Origin of the sequence: Rhizobium sp. BE258 (assembly GCF_031457345.1) — a bacterium.
Taxonomy (GTDB): Bacteria; Pseudomonadota; Alphaproteobacteria; order Rhizobiales; family Rhizobiaceae; genus Rhizobium.
In genome coordinates this window covers 132,538-148,980 of record NZ_JAVDWL010000004.1, presented here as the reverse complement: position 1 = coordinate 148,980, position 16,443 = coordinate 132,538, and the positions used below count along the sequence as shown (strand labels likewise).

14 protein-coding genes and 3 pseudogenes are annotated in these 16,443 nt (G+C 58.8%); 11 read left to right on the top strand and 6 right to left on the bottom strand.

The genetic code is table 11. The annotated features are described in order from the left end of the window. Positions 1–33 precede the first annotated feature (33 nt). Together J2X43_RS15140 and J2X43_RS15135 are read right to left on the bottom strand one after the other, a co-directional pair. Complete coding sequence (locus J2X43_RS15140; RefSeq protein ID WP_310295142.1) at positions 34–1,065, bottom strand: GlxA family transcriptional regulator; 1,032 nt, start codon at positions 1,063–1,065, stop codon at positions 34–36. A 351-nt stretch (positions 1,066–1,416) separates the two neighbouring features. After that, positions 1,417–1,695, bottom strand: a complete 279-nt coding sequence (locus J2X43_RS15135; protein WP_162706048.1) for a helix-turn-helix domain-containing protein — start codon at positions 1,693–1,695, stop codon at positions 1,417–1,419. Positions 1,696–2,360: 665 nt separating this feature from the next. Here J2X43_RS15135 and J2X43_RS15130 point away from each other — a divergent pair. Together J2X43_RS15130 and J2X43_RS15125 are read left to right on the top strand one after the other, a co-directional pair. Beyond that, on the top strand, positions 2,361–2,969 hold the full coding sequence (locus J2X43_RS15130) for an SOS response-associated peptidase family protein (RefSeq protein WP_112389453.1): 609 nt from the start codon (positions 2,361–2,363) through the stop codon (positions 2,967–2,969). A gap of 833 nt (positions 2,970–3,802) precedes the next feature. Then, positions 3,803–6,355, top strand: coding sequence for an excinuclease ABC subunit UvrA (locus tag J2X43_RS15125; protein ID WP_310295139.1), 2,553 nt, complete (start codon positions 3,803–3,805; stop codon positions 6,353–6,355). Positions 6,356–6,543: 188 nt separating this feature from the next. On the opposite strand, the gene J2X43_RS15120 is transcribed toward J2X43_RS15125, so the two are convergent. Both J2X43_RS15120 and J2X43_RS15115 read right to left on the bottom strand, forming a co-directional pair. Further along, the gene (locus J2X43_RS15120; RefSeq protein WP_112389548.1) at positions 6,544–6,849 is read right to left on the bottom strand and encodes a putative quinol monooxygenase; all 306 of its coding nucleotides are present in this window, start codon (positions 6,847–6,849) and stop codon (positions 6,544–6,546) included. 289 nt (positions 6,850–7,138) lie between these two features. Beyond that, a complete protein-coding gene (locus J2X43_RS15115; protein WP_162702709.1) occupies positions 7,139–7,492 on the bottom strand; it encodes a hypothetical protein in 354 nt (117 codons plus the stop codon). A gap of 135 nt (positions 7,493–7,627) precedes the next feature. On the opposite strand from J2X43_RS15115, the gene J2X43_RS15110 reads away from it, so the two are divergent. After that, on the top strand, positions 7,628–7,900 hold the full coding sequence (locus J2X43_RS15110) for a hypothetical protein (protein WP_162698811.1): 273 nt from the start codon (positions 7,628–7,630) through the stop codon (positions 7,898–7,900). 853 nt (positions 7,901–8,753) lie between these two features. On the opposite strand, the pseudogene J2X43_RS15105 reads toward J2X43_RS15110, so the two are convergent. After that, positions 8,754–9,261 (bottom strand): annotated as a pseudogene (locus J2X43_RS15105) (DUF6428 family protein). Positions 9,262–9,303: 42 nt separating this feature from the next. On the opposite strand from J2X43_RS15105, the gene J2X43_RS15100 reads away from it, so the two are divergent. From J2X43_RS15100 to chrA, 8 genes and pseudogenes are all read left to right on the top strand, one after another. Beyond that, on the top strand, positions 9,304–9,660 hold the full coding sequence (locus J2X43_RS15100) for a helix-turn-helix transcriptional regulator (RefSeq protein ID WP_112389458.1): 357 nt from the start codon (positions 9,304–9,306) through the stop codon (positions 9,658–9,660). Next, positions 9,657–10,166: pseudogene (locus J2X43_RS15095) on the top strand (arsenate reductase ArsC); the annotation flags it as partial. The gene J2X43_RS15100 and the pseudogene J2X43_RS15095, both read left to right, overlap by 4 nt. Continuing rightward, a complete protein-coding gene (gene arsN2, locus J2X43_RS15090; protein WP_310295995.1) occupies positions 10,140–10,598 on the top strand; it encodes an arsenic resistance N-acetyltransferase ArsN2 in 459 nt (152 codons plus the stop codon). The pseudogene J2X43_RS15095 and the gene arsN2, both read left to right, overlap by 27 nt. A gap of 5 nt (positions 10,599–10,603) precedes the next feature. Beyond that, positions 10,604–11,677, top strand: a complete 1,074-nt coding sequence (gene arsB / locus J2X43_RS15085) for an ACR3 family arsenite efflux transporter (RefSeq protein WP_112389459.1) — start codon at positions 10,604–10,606, stop codon at positions 11,675–11,677. After that, positions 11,674–12,102: an arsenate reductase (glutaredoxin) gene (gene arsC / locus J2X43_RS15080; RefSeq protein ID WP_162706057.1), complete on the top strand. Its 429-nt coding sequence runs from the start codon at positions 11,674–11,676 to the stop codon at positions 12,100–12,102. Before arsB ends, arsC begins: the two co-directional genes overlap by 4 nt. Further along, positions 12,059–12,802: an arsenical resistance protein ArsH gene (arsH, locus tag J2X43_RS15075; protein ID WP_162706050.1), complete on the top strand. Its 744-nt coding sequence runs from the start codon at positions 12,059–12,061 to the stop codon at positions 12,800–12,802. The genes arsC and arsH overlap by 44 nt, the downstream gene beginning before the upstream one ends. After that, complete coding sequence (gene arsK / locus J2X43_RS15070) at positions 12,799–14,040, top strand: arsenite efflux MFS transporter ArsK (RefSeq protein ID WP_310295135.1); 1,242 nt, start codon at positions 12,799–12,801, stop codon at positions 14,038–14,040. Before arsH ends, arsK begins: the two co-directional genes overlap by 4 nt. Next, positions 14,037–15,254 carry a chromate efflux transporter gene (gene chrA / locus J2X43_RS15065; protein WP_112389463.1) on the top strand — a complete coding sequence of 406 codons (1,218 nt, stop codon included), beginning with the start codon at positions 14,037–14,039 and terminating at the stop codon, positions 15,252–15,254. The genes arsK and chrA overlap by 4 nt, the downstream gene beginning before the upstream one ends. Positions 15,255–15,312: 58 nt before the next feature. On the opposite strand, the pseudogene J2X43_RS15060 reads toward chrA, so the two are convergent. Further along, positions 15,313–15,974, bottom strand: a pseudogene (locus J2X43_RS15060) (SMC-Scp complex subunit ScpB). Between the last annotated feature and the right edge of the window lie 469 nt (positions 15,975–16,443).

The window sequence follows — 16,443 nt, the reverse complement described above, 5'->3', positions numbered from 1 at the left end:
TACCCTACATTATATGCACCGATGCGACGTCTTCTATGCGTCAATCGACATAGTGCGCAAGGTGAGCCGCTCACGCTGCTTCTCAGCGCGCCGCGTGGCCACCGGGCTCTCTTTGAAAAGCCGGCGATAGAAGCGGCTGAAGTGCGAAGCGGATTCATAGCCGCAGATCTCTGCGATCTCCGCCACGGAGAGCTCCGTATCGACAAGCAACTCTCTGGCACGTCCCATGCGCAGATCGATATAGAATTGCGACGGGCTTTTCCCGAGTGATGCGCGAAATAGACGTTCGAGCTGTCGAAGGGAAAGTGCGACACTCTCTGCAAGTCCAGATATTTCGACCGGGTCGCCAAGCGTCGCCTCCATGCGGCGAACGACGAAGCCGAGCTTGGCATTCTTGATGCCGAAGCGATCTTCCGGCGCCATGCGCTGCACATCGTCCTGCCTTCGAATCCGCGGATGGTTAAACTGATCCGAAATCAGCGATGCAAGTCCGTGGCCTTCGACGGCGGCGATGAGATATAGCATCATGTCGAGAGTGACCGTGCCGCCCGAGGACGTCAGAAAGCGTCCGTCGATGGCAAAAATATCGTCCGTCGCAAAACAGTTGGGAAATTCGCTGCGGAAGCTTGCCAGCGATTCCCAATGAACCGCGCATCGGCGGCCCTCGAGCAACCCGGCCTTGGCGAGAAAAAAGACAGCCGTGCTAACAGCGCCAAGTATGCAGCCTTCCGAATAGATTCGGCGCAGCCACGCGAAGATATTGCTGTCATATGCGTCTGAGTAGTTGATACCAGCGCAGAGGATGACGACATCGCATCGCGGAGCTTTGCTGATAGCCGCATCGGCATCGAAGCCGAGTCCGCTGCTGGAGCGGACATGTAATCCGTCGAAAGAGATGAGCACCCACTCGAAGCGCTGGGCCTTTGCCAATCTGTTCGCCTGTCTTAGCGAGTCGAGAGCCGCAGCGAAGGTCATCAGTGGGAAGTTCGGAACGAGATAAAACCCGATCCGCACTGGCCGGTCGCCCGTCGCCAAATGCTTAAGCGAGGAGGTTTGATCGTTCATCGAGGCTATATTCACCGAATAGTGGCAAACCACTTAACCGACCACCCATTGTAATCGCTTCTCCCAAATTGGCGCCGCAAACATATTACAACTTGTGCGGACCATAGGGTCCGAGTGGAACTATTGCACATAAAGCGGACTGTCGGAAGCACTGTCGGAGGAATGGGTAATGAGATGTGCTGCCGACATCCGGCAATCTACCATGGGTGGCCTTTCCTTGTAGAGCGATGGGGGATTGGCGGAAGTGCCATAATTCCGCGAGCTCTAGCGCTTGCCCGCGATATCACCATTAGCTTTGCGGCAGTTGACAGCAAGCCCCAGGGCAACGGATGAAACGGCTCGCATGGAAGATCAATCTTGAGGGACGGCAACATGCCTAGAGGAGATCATGCGGCGCAGGCCCTGTAGCGAGATTACGCCGCGTTCCTGCAGGTCCGTGGAGGCCCTGCAGACTGTCTCGGCGGAGATCCCCAAAATGTCGGCGATATCGTATCGCGAGATGGGCAGCGCGAGACCGAAGAGATCTCCCGGCAGGTAGATATCGACAAGCTGCCGGCGCCCGTCGGTACGCATCAGATATTTGCAGGCTGCCCCCCGAAACGACACGGTACCAGGTGTCGGTGCGCTCATCTTGGACGTAAATGTCCTGCTCGCGGCGGAAGGGGCGAAGGTGGGACAGGGCCCGGAGCCTTGGCGGCTCTGCCGTCAGCACTTCTGGTAGGCGATGCAGGGCCATGGGAGTTTCCAGAGCGTCAACCATTATAAATCCCCTTTTCTCGACGATGCGGAAGGCTTGATATCAGCCCTGCTTGTTCGAAAGGAAATTAGGGACCTCTCCGTACCGTAAAATCCCTTAATCTACCGACATGATTATCTCCCTGATGCTGACGGACGTCAGTGCAGCCCTGAAATTCAGTGGTATGCAACAAGCTCATGTTCTTCACGTTGTGGCGATAGTGTGCGAAGATCTCTTTCCGGGTCCTGCCCGAACCGGCAACCCGACAGCACGTGTCGTGACATGCGTTGATCAGTCGAGCCTTGAAAACACCCTGCAGGGATCGAGTACGCTCTGCGTGATCCGTAGCGGCTCTTGGCCGCCCCGGAAGGATCGTCCGATGTTGTCGGGCCGACCCCAGGGTATCGGCTGTCCTAGATCGAATGTCAGCGTGCGGAGGAGCAGCGTCCCTTGCTGACGGCGGACGTCGAAGTCACCAAGCACGACTGAGCGTCAGCACAGCTTTAACCGGTTCTCACGGAGATACTCCGTGAAGAATCCTAAATGATCAGGTTTGACGATGTGCAGCGAATACGAACAACGCATTTGCTACGCCGAATACGGCAATGTGATGCAAGATCTGGCGCTTGGGATCCCGGCACGACAATCGGAACTGGATTTGGCGCCGCGTGCCCAAATCAAAATCGGCGATATGGGTGCCGTAATACGCTGTGTGGGCGACAATACTGTCGAGCTAGCACAGATGAAGTTCGGTTTTCCGCCGGCCAGGAAGCACGGTCCAGTATTCAACATTCGATCGCAAGGAAAAAGTTTCAGCGATGGTCATCGGTGTCTCATTCCGGCTAGCGCATTCTTGGAGTCTACCGGAAGAAGGCGTTCGAAGGGCAAATATCGCTTTGAGCTCGTTGGCGCGCCATTTATGGCCATCGCCGCGATCTGGCGGCCCGGCCGGAAAAGCCAGCCTTCGGCGTTCGCGATGTTAACGACACACCCCGGGCCTGATGTGGAGCAGTTCCATAATCGACAAGTCGTCGTCCTCCGACCGAGTGATTGGAAGGCATGGCTTGATCTTGAAAGGTCCCCAGCTGAGTTATTGCAGCCGCTATCACGGGGCTCGCTGAAGGTGGAGGAAGCCAAGCCGCCCGAGTTTGGGATGGGATTGAGCTAGCTGCTTGTGCGTCAAGCTATAGCCGACGCCTCGGATGGTCGTGATGGCGCAACTCGCGACATCGAGTTCTGCAAGCTTGCCGGTAACCGCCTAAGTGTCCAGTCGAAAGTGGGTGCGTTCATCGAGGGCATATTGCCACCCAGTGGACTGTGCATGCCCACTGATTGTAAGTAACTACTCCTCGGACAATGGCACTCATAGCCACCAATGCGGCGGCTGTTATCCCGACAAAAGCGTACACCTTTTGCCCGAAAGTTAAGACAATACGCTTCGCGTTGACTTGCTTTCCCGGCCAATAAAACCCGCCGTGCTTGTCAATGCCCAGACAATCCAGTTCATCCATCCCGATTTTCCGCACGCCCTTAGGCCAATAGTTGACGGCGGGCCGTCGCAGGGGCACTTCTTCCATTTCATGTGGTTCGTCATCGTCCGCCACGAAGCTTCCTCCACCTCTTTAAATCGCGACAGAGACTAGACGGAACACATTACGGTCGCCTCGTAGCACTGAGGGACAAGATGGGCAGAGTCTGCCCCAAAGTTGATGCCCGTGGGTGACGTGTCCCTCGGGATGCGAGGGATGGCATCACCGACTTCGGAGCGGATCAAACCTTCAGCCTAGGGTGCCATTTTTGTGACCGTCATCTCAAGGTCCATGCCAAAAAGTTGTTCCTGTACGCATTCGTGAGTAACAATAGGGTGTTTGACGGTCGTCGTAGTTGACGACCGTCAATTTGTGTCCAAAGTCTCGGGGCTATCCTTGCGGCGCGACGCTCTCCGCTAAGTGCAGGATCTCATGTACAATCTCCGTCCGACGTGCAACTGCGGGAAACCCAATGCCGAATCGACCTATCGACAATGCTGTGGAGGCGACCGAAAAGCTTCAAGGCATCGTTCGCGTGCGAGGTGCACGAGAACATAACCTTAAAAACGTCGACATCCCGCGGGACGCGCTCGTCGTCTTCACGGGCGTCTCCGGTTCCGGAAAATCCTCGCTCGCATTCAGTACCCTCTACGCCGAGGCCCAGCGCCGGTACCTCGAATCCGTGTCTCCCTATGCTCGCCGTCTCTTCACCCAGATGAGCGTACCAGACGTCGACCAGATCGAAGGCCTCCCACCCGCTGTCGCCCTGCAGCAGCAACGCGGATCGCCAACGGCACGCTCCTCGGTTGGAAGCGTGACGACAATCTCGAACCTCCTTCGGATGCTGTATTCGCGGGCGGGCACATATCCGCCGGGCCAACCGCACCTCGATGCAGAGTCGTTCTCGGCGAACACGCCGGAGGGTGCCTGCCCGCAATGCCACGGTCTCGGTCGCGTACACGAGGTGACCGAGGCGTCCATGGTGCCCGATCCCTCGCTGACTATCCGCGAGCGCGCAGTTGCGGCATGGCCATTGGCATGGGGCGGGCAGAACCTCAGAGACATCTTGATCACGCTTGGCATCGACGTCGACCGGCCGTGGCGGGAGCTTCCAGAGAAGATCCGCCAATGGATCCTATTCACGGACGAACAGCCGGTCGTCCCGGTCTACCCGGGTCTCACGCGTGATCAGGTGAAGCGTGCCATGGCACGGAAGGACGAGCCATCCTACATGGGCACCTTTTCCAGCGCCCGACGACATGTCACCCATAGCTTCGCGACGACGCAGAGTGCGATGATGAAGAAGCGGGCTGCCCGCTACATGATCAGCAGCGCCTGTCCGCTCTGCGAGGGCAAGCGGCTGCGGAAAGAGTCACTCTCGGTGAGGTTCGAGGGCTTCGACTATGCAGAAATTAGCAGACTGCCGATGGCGAGGTTTTCCAACATCTTCGCACCTTATGCGGATGCCGATGCCAGGAAGCTTAAGACCATGCGGAAAGAACATCCGGAAAAAGCCATGGTCGTCCAGCGGATCGCAGCAGACCTCTGCCGACGGATGGATGTCCTTCTCGATCTCGGCCTTGGCTACCTCACACTCGAGCGGAGCACGCCGACCCTGTCTCCGGGCGAGCTCCAGCGGCTTCGCCTGGCGACACAGGTCGCTTCAAACCTCTTCGGCGTCGTCTATGTCATGGATGAGCCCTCTGCAGGCTTGCACCCGGCCGATACCGACGCGCTGTTGCGGGCGCTCGACGGGCTGAAGGCGGTCGGAAATTCGCTGTTCGTCGTGGAGCACGAGCTCGACGTCGTCCGCCACGCGGACTGGATCGTCGACGTGGGTCCGGCAGCCGGCGAGCTGGGCGGGGAGATCCTCTACAGCGGCCCACCGGAAGGTCTGCGGAAGGTCGAGCGATCGGAGACCGCCAGGCATCTTTTTGCGGAAGCCGGCAAACCGGCTGGACGTCGGACAGAACCGGATGGATGGCTTCGCCTATCCGGCGTCACAAGAAACAATCTCCGTGATGTGGATTGCAAATTTCCGCTGGGAGTCATGACGACGGTGACCGGTATCTCTGGGTCTGGCAAGTCGAGTCTGGTCAGCCAGGCGCTCGTCGAGCTTGTCGGCGAGGCACTTGGCGTTCCTGTTCGTGTGGTAAACGATGCTGAGGACGAGGCCGCCTTGGAGATAGAGCCGGGGACGCCGACGCAGGGCAGGATCGAAGGTGGGCTCGACAAAATCCGGCGCCTCATAGAGGTCGACCAGAAGCCGATCGGCCGAACGCCCCGGTCCAACCTCGCGACCTATACCGGGCTCTTCGATCATGTTCGCTCGCTGTTCGCCGCCACACGGGAAGCGAAGAAGCGTAATTACGACGCCGGTCGGTTCTCCTTCAATGTCGCCAAGGGCCGCTGCCCGCGATGCGAGGGAGAAGGCTTTGTCATGGTCGAGCTACTCTTCCTGCCAAGCGTCTATGCCCCGTGTCCAACTTGCCACGGCACCCGCTACAACCCGCAAACTTTGGAGATCCGGTACCGGGGCAAGAACATCTCGCAGGTCCTGGGACTGACCGTCGCGGACGCCTCGGACTTCTTCGACGACGCTCCGAGCGTACGGGCATCCCTGAAAGTTTTGCGCGAAGTAGGCTTGAGCTACCTCAGGCTTGGTCAGCCTGCAACCGAGTTCTCTGGGGGCGAAGCACAGCGCATCAAGCTGGCGACGGAATTGCAACGTGCCCAAAAAGGTGGCGCGCTCTACGTGCTGGACGAGCCGACGACCGGTTTGCATCCTTCGGATGTCGAGCGGCTGCTCGCACAGCTCAATGCGTTGGTCGAGACCGGCAACACGGTGATTGTCGTCGATCACGACATGACCCTCGCTGCGGCCAGCGACTGGGTCATCGACATCGGGCCAGGTGCCGGAGATGAAGGCGGCCGGATCGTCGCAAGCGGAACACCGGAGCAGGTTGCCCTTGCAGGAAATAGCCGGACAGCACCTTATCTCAAGCGCCTTCTCTCGCCCAACTGACAATCAAGTCAATCGAGACCATCAGCTTAAAGGTCGTTGCGCTTCAAGCAAATGCCGTTCGGGTCGCGCTGTCAAGCTCATGCAAACAGGTATCATTCCGGGTAGCGAGCGTCGGCAGCATCGAAGCCGCGCACTTGGCAGACTGAGAGCTATGCCTCATTTTCGTCAGTACTTTGAGGTTCTGGCGCTCATGGCCGCTTGTCGGCGAGGATAGCCAACTTATGGATCTGTGGCGGCTTGGCAAACAGGTCTCCTGCCTCTGCCTTGGCCATCAAGGCCGCAGCGACTTGGCCATTTAAGTGAGCATCTCTTCCATCCTCGTCGTCAAACGTATCGAAGATCGCAAACGAACTCGGACCTTCCTGGATCGCATACCAGGAAATCGTGCCTGGCTCGGCGTTGACGAGAGGTATGGCTGATCTTAGGAAATCGGCGACCTCCTGTTCCTTGCCGGGTTTTGCTTCAAGCGGAACGTAGAGCGCGAATTTGGTCATGACCATCTCCATGGGCACCTGATCGTGCCGCAAGCTGCTATACCACGTTTAGCCGCCGAATGTTTCGAGATCGGGCAAATAAAAGAAGTCCATAGGAAAGCACGGGTTGATCTAAGATGGCGACCCCCTCGGAATGGTTGGGTCGGCACTGTCTCGGCCAAAGGCGATGAGGAGATCGGCAAGTATCTCGCTGAAGCGATGGAAAAGGTCGGCAATTAAGGCCTGGACCTCAATACTACCGTATAAGCACCGGTGCGATTGCAGGGCTGCAAGCCGACCACGGGTGAGATTACCCTTTTTTATCGCGATCCACGTGATGTTTTGCATTTGCTGCCTGAGCCTCATCCTCTGTTTGTTGATGTTGCTCATCCGCATGTTTCCACTCTTCAACCCCTGGCGCAGCCCCGTCTTCGTTGCCAGGTGTTGGCCCGGGTCCATCTCGTTTCTTACTGTCATCCATCTCATCACTACCTTTAAACCAACCACGCTGCCGTCCGAACTCCCACAGCCCCGCATAGTTCCCCGGCGTGAACCAAGAGTCCCCGTTGTGCGGTGCCGGCGCGTTAACCGGCGAATTGGTCACCAGAACAATTCGTACCAATAGCGGTTCGCTGCTGGGTTTTCTTTTTAGTCGCAACTTCATTAGATGGACGGCGGCACTCTTTGCCCGTCTGAATGCTACCCAGCGACTGCAGACATAAACGCCCGTCAAGTTCTCCCTAGGCGAGCCTTTTTGTGTGTCGGAGGCAAGTGTATATTGGTGACGGGAGGCGTCGAGATGGCATCGGGAATAGATCATGTGGCCCACGGGTGGGCTTTGCTCGCGATACGACTTCCGGAGCTTCGTCCGCTTGCAACAGAGCGCCGCCGCGTTGCCGAGCTGTGCGAATGTTACAGCATCGCGGTGCTGCACTTGCGCAAGCTTGCACCCGATTCCAAGTACATCGGTGAATATGAGGATATGATCTCCGGCATCGAGCTCGAAGTATCCGTCTACCTTGAGCAATTTGCCGGCATAAGCGCTGGGCGCGGGCTTCCAAGCGATCCGTAGCCACTGTCTCATGACGGCGGCAAACCAAATCCATGCAATAGGCGCGATGCAAGCGTCCGACACCTCGGCGATTACGAGCAGGCTACTAACGCCCCTCCGAGCGTCTTAATCCGTTTCACTCCTCGATCGTCGGCGCGGCGACCTCCGCATGGTTCTTTTTTATGTGTTCATCCAGGGCTGCAATCTGATCCCGCCGTTGCGCCTCGACCTGTCCGCTAATCGTCAGCAGCGGCGGTAGCGCTCTCTACCGCTTCAAAGTTCCGTCAAACAGACCGGGGTCCGAGATCGCTTACAAGTGTCCAGATTGACCAGCGCTACGTCGCAACAGAGGAGCAGTCCGGAACGCGGCGGATCGTGGATACGGCGACTGGGCTTCCTGCGGCAACAAACGGCAGAGAGTTCGTCCAGCTTACTGCAAAAGACGTGGAACCGCTGGTGGCCTCCTCCAAAACCGACGCGCCGGATGACGGGGGCGGCCCGTGCTCTGTGCTCCTGTGAACGAGCGCCTTAACGAGATATGAAGCCATCGACACGTGAATAGGCTGATGAGCGGTCCCAATGGTTGCCGAGATTGCATCAATTTCTGAACCGAACCCGCAACTGGGCTGCGACGGGCGGAAATGGAGATACCGCAAGAACGTACGGGTGAAACTGATATCGTGGTTTCTCGCTGACTTTCGGGTTTGGTGGAGCGATACATCCCCTGTCCATGGTTATGCGGTTCTTCCTCAATTCCTGTGATCCAGCGGCATCATTCTCGCCCTCATTAGTTCCGGGCCGGCGCGACCGTACATTGCTCCTTCAATACCTTGAGGCGGTTGATTTGGCCCGAATTTAATCAACACAGTCAAATCTAAATGCAGCACGCTGCCCCGCAGCAAGTGGATTGAGCAGGCTCCGCAGCAAGCCAGCGATCACGCGGCTCGCAACTAGCCGCGCGCGGCGACAGTTCGACATGCTGTGCGCCATCGCGAAGCCTTGGTATGCCGGCGCAATAGAGCGACATTGGCCGCACACCGTCGCTGACCTCGAATGTCAGCTTGGCGGATCCGTCCAGCTTCAGATGCCCCGAGGCGCCTTGCAGATGATGGCCGAAAACTTTCCGCCCGGCATGTGAGGTCGATCGTCCTCATCAATGTCCCACAGTTGGACGAAGATCTCCGACCATGCTTCCGGGTTTGCACCGCAGTCCAGTGCCGAGAGATGTCCGGCCTTGACCTCCGTCACATGGTAGCCCGCCTTCACCGGGTGCCCATCGTAGTGGAACACCAGATGCACGTCCTTGGCGCCGGCCAGTGTGTCGAGAAGGAAACCCAAGCTGATGTCTTCGGAAGAATTCTGCTGTTGTCGATCGCGTTTATTTGCGGTAATCCTCGTTTCAACTATTCAAGGATGATTGAAATATGGACCAGCGTCAAGCCCTCGGTGCGTTCGCCGCCCTCTCTCAGGAGACCCGTTTGCAGATCGTCCGCATCCTGGTGGTCGCTGGGCCCGATGGGATGGCGGCCGGGGCATTGGCCGAGAAGGTCGAGGTCTCGCCGTCGAATATCTCGTTCCACCTAAAGGAACTCGAGCATTCCGGGCTGATCGCTGCGCAACGACAATCCCGCTCGATCATCTACACCGCGAACTATGAAGCTCTGAGCGGGCTGGTGCGCTTCCTGATGGAAGACTGCTGCTCAGGTCATCCCGAAATCTGCGCGCCGGCCGCCGAGGTTGCCGCCTGCTGCGCTCCAACGGCCAAGGAGAACCTGCAATGACTGCCGACCGCGTTTATAATGTGCTCTTTCTCTGCACGGGCAATTCCGCACGCTCGATCCTGGCGGAATCCATCCTCAATACCGAGGGAAAAGGCCGTTTCCGCGCCTTCTCGGCTGGCAGCCATCCGAAGGGACAGGTCCATCCCTGGGCGCTGAAAACTCTGGACGCGCTTGGCTATCCCACGACCGGATTCAGCTCGAAAAGCTGGGATGTCTTTGCCGAGGCGCATGCCCCGCAGATGGACTTCATCTTCACCGTCTGTGACAACGCGGCGGGGGAAGCCTGCCCGGTCTCGCTTGGCCATCCGATGGCCGCCCATTGGGGTGTCGAGGACCCTGCTGCGGTAGAGGGTTCCGATATTGAGGTTGGCCGCGCCTTTGCCTTGGCGGCACGCTACCTCAAGAACCGTATTACCCTCTTCATCAACTTGCCGATCACCTCGATCGACAAGTTGGCGCTCGAAACTCAACTCCGTCAGATCGGTGCGACCGAAGGCGCCACCTCGCCGACGCTCCTTCCGTTAACCGGACATGAAGACGCACTCCGTAGCGCGCTCGAAAATGCCGACCTTCCAACGGATGATCTTGACGACGCAGGGCGAACATTCTTCCGGATTGCCCGTGGCGTCGATACGGTGGGCTATGGTGGATATGAGTTGCATGGCGACAATGCGCTGCTGCGGTCGGTGGTGATCACGCCTGACAACCGTCACAGGGGCCTGGGCCGTCGTGCGACTGACCTTTTGCTGCGACGCGCCTATGCGGACGGCGCACGCACGGGCTACCTTCTGACCACGAACGCCGCTCCCTTCTTCGAAACCCTCGGCTTCAGGCCGATAGACCGTGCGACGGCGCCGACCGCAATTTTGCAGACCCGTCAGGCGGCCAGCCTTTGTCCCGCGTCAGCAGTGCTGCTCGCCAAGCCATTGCAGGGATAGCAACGATGTCCTCATTTGAACGCTATCTAACGGTGTGGGTATTTTTATGCATCCTTGCAGGCATCGCCCTTGGTCACTTGATGCCGGATGTCTTTCAGGTGATCGGCGCCGCCGAAGTCGCCAAGGTCAACATTCCCGTCGCCGTGCTGATCTGGCTGATGATTATCCCGATGCTGGTCAAGATCGATTTTGCGGCTCTGAGCCAGGTCGGCCGGCATTGGCGCGGTATCGGTGTGACGCTGTTCATCAACTGGGCAGTCAAACCCTTCTCGATGGCGCTGCTGGGCTGGCTGTTCATCGGTTATCTGTTCCGGCCAATGTTGCCGGAGGTGCAAATCGATTCCTATATCGCCGGTCTGATCATCCTTGCCGCGGCACCCTGTACGGCGATGGTGTTCGTCTGGTCGAACCTGACCAAGGGCGAGCCCCTCTTCACGCTTTCGCAGGTCGCGCTGAATGACGCGATCATGGTGGTGGCGTTCGCGCCGATCGTCGGCCTGCTGCTTGGTCTTTCCGCCATCACCGTGCCATGGGCGACGCTGGTATTCTCGGTGGTGCTCTACATCATCCTGCCGGTGATAGTCGCCCAGATCCTGCGCCGCAGCCTGCTTGCTTCCGGATCATCGGCATCCCTCGACCGACTGCTGAAAACACTACAGCCACTATCGTTGGTGGCGCTCCTTGCCACGCTGGTGCTTCTGTTCGGTTTCCAAGGGGAGCAGATCATCGCCCAGCCGACCATCATCGCCTTGCTGGCGGTGCCCATCCTGATCCAGGTCTACTTCAACTCCGGTCTTGCCTATCTGCTGAACCGGGTGTCAGGCGAGCAACATTGCGTCGCCGGTCCGTCGGCCTTGATCGGCGCCTCGAACTTCTTCGAACTGGCGGTCGCCGCAGCAATCAGCCTGTTTGGCTTCAACTCGGGCGCGGCACTTGCAACCGTCGTCGGCGTTCTCATCGAGGTGCCGGTGATGTTGTCAGTCGTCTGGATCGTCAACCGCAGCAAGGGTTGGTACGAGTGCGGCGGCGCCGTGCGAGCAACTTCCCATTCCAAATCCGAAGCCATTGAAAGGGTCTGACCATGGACGCCATCATCTATCACAATCCGGATTGCGGAACGTCTCGCAACACGCTGGCGATGATCCGGAACGCCAGCATTGAACCCACGGTGATTGAGTACCTGAGGAACCCGCCCTCACGCGATCGGCTTGTGACGATGATCGCTGACGCCGGTCTAACCGTGCGCCAGGCGATCCGTGAAAAGGGCACGCCCTATACGGAATTGGGTTTGGACGACCTATCCTTGACCGACGATCAGTTACTCGACGCCATGCTCGAAAACCCGATCTTGATCAACCGGCCGTTCGTCATTACGCCGCTCGGCACAAGGCTTGCGCGTCCGTCGGAGGTGGTTCTGGAAATCTTACCGGAAACGCATCAGGGCGCCTTCACCAAAGAGGATGGTGAAAAGGTACTCGACAGCGAGGGCAAGCGCATTGTCTGATTTGGCTGCTGCATCGTTGGAACACCTGCAACAGCCGGTTCAGGCTGCATTGCGTCCGGCGTTCTCGACCCACAAGCCGCGCATCCTTATCCTCTACGGCTCGCTGCGGACCATCTCCTATAGCCGATTCCTGGCATTCGAGGCTGGTCGGCTGCTCGAGCACTTCGGCTGCGAGGTTCGGATCTTCAATCCGGAGGGTCTACCTCTGCCTGACGCCGAGCCGGTGAGCCATCCGAAGGTACAGGAACTGCGCGAGCTCTCGGCATGGTCGGAGGGTCAGGTGTGGGTCAGCCCGGAACGCCACGGCGCGTTGACTGGGATCATGAAGGCGCAGATCGACTGGATTCCGCTGTCGATCGGATCGGTTCGTCCGACCCAGGGAAAGACGTTGGCGGTAATGCAGGTCTCTGGCGGATCGCAGTCGTTCAATGCCATCAACCAGCTTCGTGTTCTCGGTCGCTGGATGCGGATGATCACGATCCCCAACCAGTCGTCGGTCGCCAAGGCCTTCCAGGAGTTCGACGCGGACGGGCGCATGAAGCCATCCTCCTACTACGATCGCGTCGTCGATGTCTGCGAGGAACTGGTGAAGTTCACCCTTCTGACACGGGATGCGTCTTCCTATCTCACCAATCGCTACAGCGAGCGGAAGGAAGAGGCTGAAAAACTCGAACAACGCGTGGGCCTGAAATCCATATGATGGAACGTCCGCCGATTGCCGCCATCCTCGCTTTGGGCCTCACGCAGATCATCGGCTACGGGACGCTTTACTACAGCTTCAGCATTCTCGCGCCAGACATGGCACGGGATCTGAACTGGTCGGCGGAATGGATATTCGGTGCGCTTTCGGCGGCACTTCTCCTGGGCGGACTGAGCGCGCCGTGGCTGGGCAGGGCGATAGACCACTTCGGCGCGGGCCGCGTGATGACGGCTGGTTCCGCAATTGCCGCTTCGGCCCTTATCGCCTGCGCTTTCGCGCCCGGCAAGATTGCCTTCGTCGCGGCGTTGATCGTGATCGAGATCGCCGCAAACCTGGTGCAGTACGGCGCAGCCTTCGCGCTGCTTGTCCAGATCCGGCCGCAGACCGCCCAACGCAGCATCACTTATCTGACCTTGATCGCCGGATTTGCTTCAACAATCTTCTGGCCCATCACCACGACGCTGCATGCCCATCTCTCCTGGCAAAACATCTATCTCGTGTTCGCCGGACTCAATCTCCTGATCTGCCTGCCTCTCCATGCCTGGCTTTCCCATGGGCTTGCCAAGGGTCGCCGACAGGAACAGAGCGGATCGGTAAGCGTCGTTGACGGGGCTTTGCGTCCGGACGTCAGACGCCTTGGGTTTATTCTGATGGTCGCCGGTTTCTCGTTGCAGTCGCTCGTTAGCGCGGCAGTGTTGGTCCACATGGTGCCGCTATTGTCGGGCCTCGGTCTGGGCGCCACGGCTGCAACAGTCGGCACACTGTTCGGCCCGTCGCAGGTTTCGAGCCGGTTCACGAACATGGTGCTCGGCGGCAATCTGCCGCCACTGGCTTTGGCAACGATCGCCGCGGCGCTCATTCCGGGTGGCGTGCTGATCTTGATCCTCACGACGCCATCTGTGACCGGAGCGATGGCTTTTGCGATCGTCTTCGGTCTGGGCAACGGCCTGTTCAGCATCGTCACCGGCACCCTGCCGCTGACGCTGTTTGGCAGCGAGGGCTATGGCAGATTTCAGGGTAAGGTTATGGCGGCGAGGCTCATAGTCTCTGCGACCGCACCGTTCGCCCTGGCGTTTGCCATGGCCGATATAGGCGCAACCTCGTCGCTCGCGATCACAACGGGGCTCGGCGCACTTGCAATTCTGGCGTTTCTGACGATCGCGAGACTGGCAAATAAAGGCCCGGCGGTTGTCAGGATCCAACTGAGAGAACTCAAGGGCGAGGCAGGAGCAGAATGACAGACAGCACGAGCACGGCCCAGACTCAAACGCCTGCCGGCACGCCCGCAGAAGTCTTTCTCACGTTCCTGAAGCTCGGCCTCACATCATTCGGCGGACCGATTGCTCATCTCGGGTACTTCCGGGAAGAACTCGTGCACCGACGCGCTTGGCTTTCCGATCACGCCTATGCCGATCTGGTCGCCCTTTGCCAATTCTTGCCGGGTCCAGCATCCAGTCAGGCGGGTTTTGCTTTAGGCATGATGCGCGCGGGCTGGCTAGGGGCCCTGGCGGCCTTCACGGCCTTCACCTTGCCATCTGCGCTGATCCTGTTGGTGTTTGCCATGTCTGCTGCAAGCATTTCGGGGCCGGTCGGCACGGGCGCGCTGCATGGCCTGAAGATCGTCGCAGTCGCCATCGTGGCGCAGGCCGTCTGGGGCATGGCGAAGAACCTCTGTCCGGATAAAGAGCGAGCGGCAATTGCGGTCGCGGCCGTGGCGGTGCTCGCATTCATGCCGGGAGCCTTCGGCATGGTGAGTGCGATCCTGATTGGCGCAGGCGCGGGGCTGGCACTTAGCCGCGGCACTGGCACACCAGTGAGTGGCCATGTCACAATGCCGGTGTCCCGACGGGGTGCGGCTGCGGCACTCGTCGCTTTTTTCGGACTACTTGTGATTCTGCCTCTGCTCGCGAAATACGGCCAGGCATTCGCTGTCGCTGATAGCTTCTACCGCGCCGGTTCACTCGTGTTCGGCGGTGGCCATGTAGTCTTGCCTCTTCTCGAGGCCGAAGTCGTGCAACCTGGGTGGGTATCCCCCGATGCATTCCTGGCAGGCTATGGTGCCGCACAGGCGGTCCCTGGGCCGCTGTTCACCTTTGCGGCCTACCTCGGCACTGTACTTGGACCGCAGCCGAATGGCATGGTTGGCGCAGTAATCGCACTGCTCTCCGTCTTCCTGCCAGGATTTCTGATTCTCATCGGCGTACTGCCCTTTTGGGACCGGTTTCGCTCGTTGGCGACAGCGCAGTCGCTTATGCAAGGAGCAAACGCTGCGGTTGTCGGCATCCTCGGCGCTGCCCTCTATTCGCCAGTATTCACAAGCGCCATCGGCAACATGCGTGATTTCAGGCTGGCCCTCTTCTGCTTTGTACTTCTGATGTCGTGGAAGCTTCCGCCGTGGCTTGTTGTCGTTGTGGCTGCGGTTTGCGGCGTAGGACTGGCTCTGATTTCTTGAGAATGCCCAACGGAGGTCTCGTCCGTGAGGACAAAACAGATGGTCCGAATTCTAGGCTTCAATCTCCTTCAGATGGTCGCAGCACCGAGAAATCGACGCTCGCATCTTCTTCACCATCAAAGAATTCCTCGGCCGCGACGGAAATGTCGTCGCCATAGGGGATGGTTCTGCTCAGCAATCCATCGTCTTCGAGTGCCTCGATATCAGGAAGATCGTGCAGGGTATCGAAGCCAAAGGCTGATAGAAAATGCTTCGTCGTTGCAAAAGTGTATGGCGCTCCTGGAGCCGGACTGCGTGGTCCAGAAGAAATAAACCCGGCGCCGCGTAGGGAGCCAATCGTGTCGCGGCTGACTTCCTTGCCAAAGATCTCCGATAGTTTGCTGCGGGTGATCGGTTGGAAATATCCCACCGCCATCAGCACTATCGCACGAACTCCGACAGTGCCGCCGTCCCTTCACTTGTCGGAGCCGGCAGGCGTGGATCGTCTCGGCGAACCGCGGGCGGGTTCGATGCTGCCAACCACCCGCGACCGACACCAGCTCATCGGGCCGGGAACTGAGCTCCTCGCGCAGATCATCGATGAGAAGAGATGCTGCAGTCTTTTCCGACCACCTGCGCCAGCGTCTCGCGGCTAACGGGTTCGGCAGAAACAAAGATCACCGCCTCCACGCCCATTATCCAAATTTGAGGGCAAGCCGATCGCGCCAGTATCCAAGCCATGGAGGGTCGGCGCGATGCCGTAAGAAATGCAATCGAACTCCCTGAGCAACGGTCAAGCCGAAGGTCAGATCAACCGCCTCAAGGTACTGAAGCGAGCAATGTACGGTCGCGCCGGCCCGGAACTGATGAGGGCGAGAATGATGCCGCTGAATCACAGAAATTGAGGAAGGACCCAGTTAAGTGCGAAACGACAGCACGTTCATCGCCCGCACTCTCACTTCCCCACCTTGCCCCCGGCCGCACGCTGGGGCGTTTCTTTTCCCGTCGCGCTCGTGTCACGTGACTAACATCATCAGTTTTGATTAATTCCCGCCGGTGATACGTCTTGGCGGCCACCTTGTTGCATGAAGGGCTCGCCTGCGTATGGCGAGCCCTTCTCAAACGAGACGTGCCCTGGCATCCCTGCTGCGCAAGACTACTCGTTCGCGCCGGGCTCTTGAACACCGCTTTTGGCGTTGAGGGCTTGGGA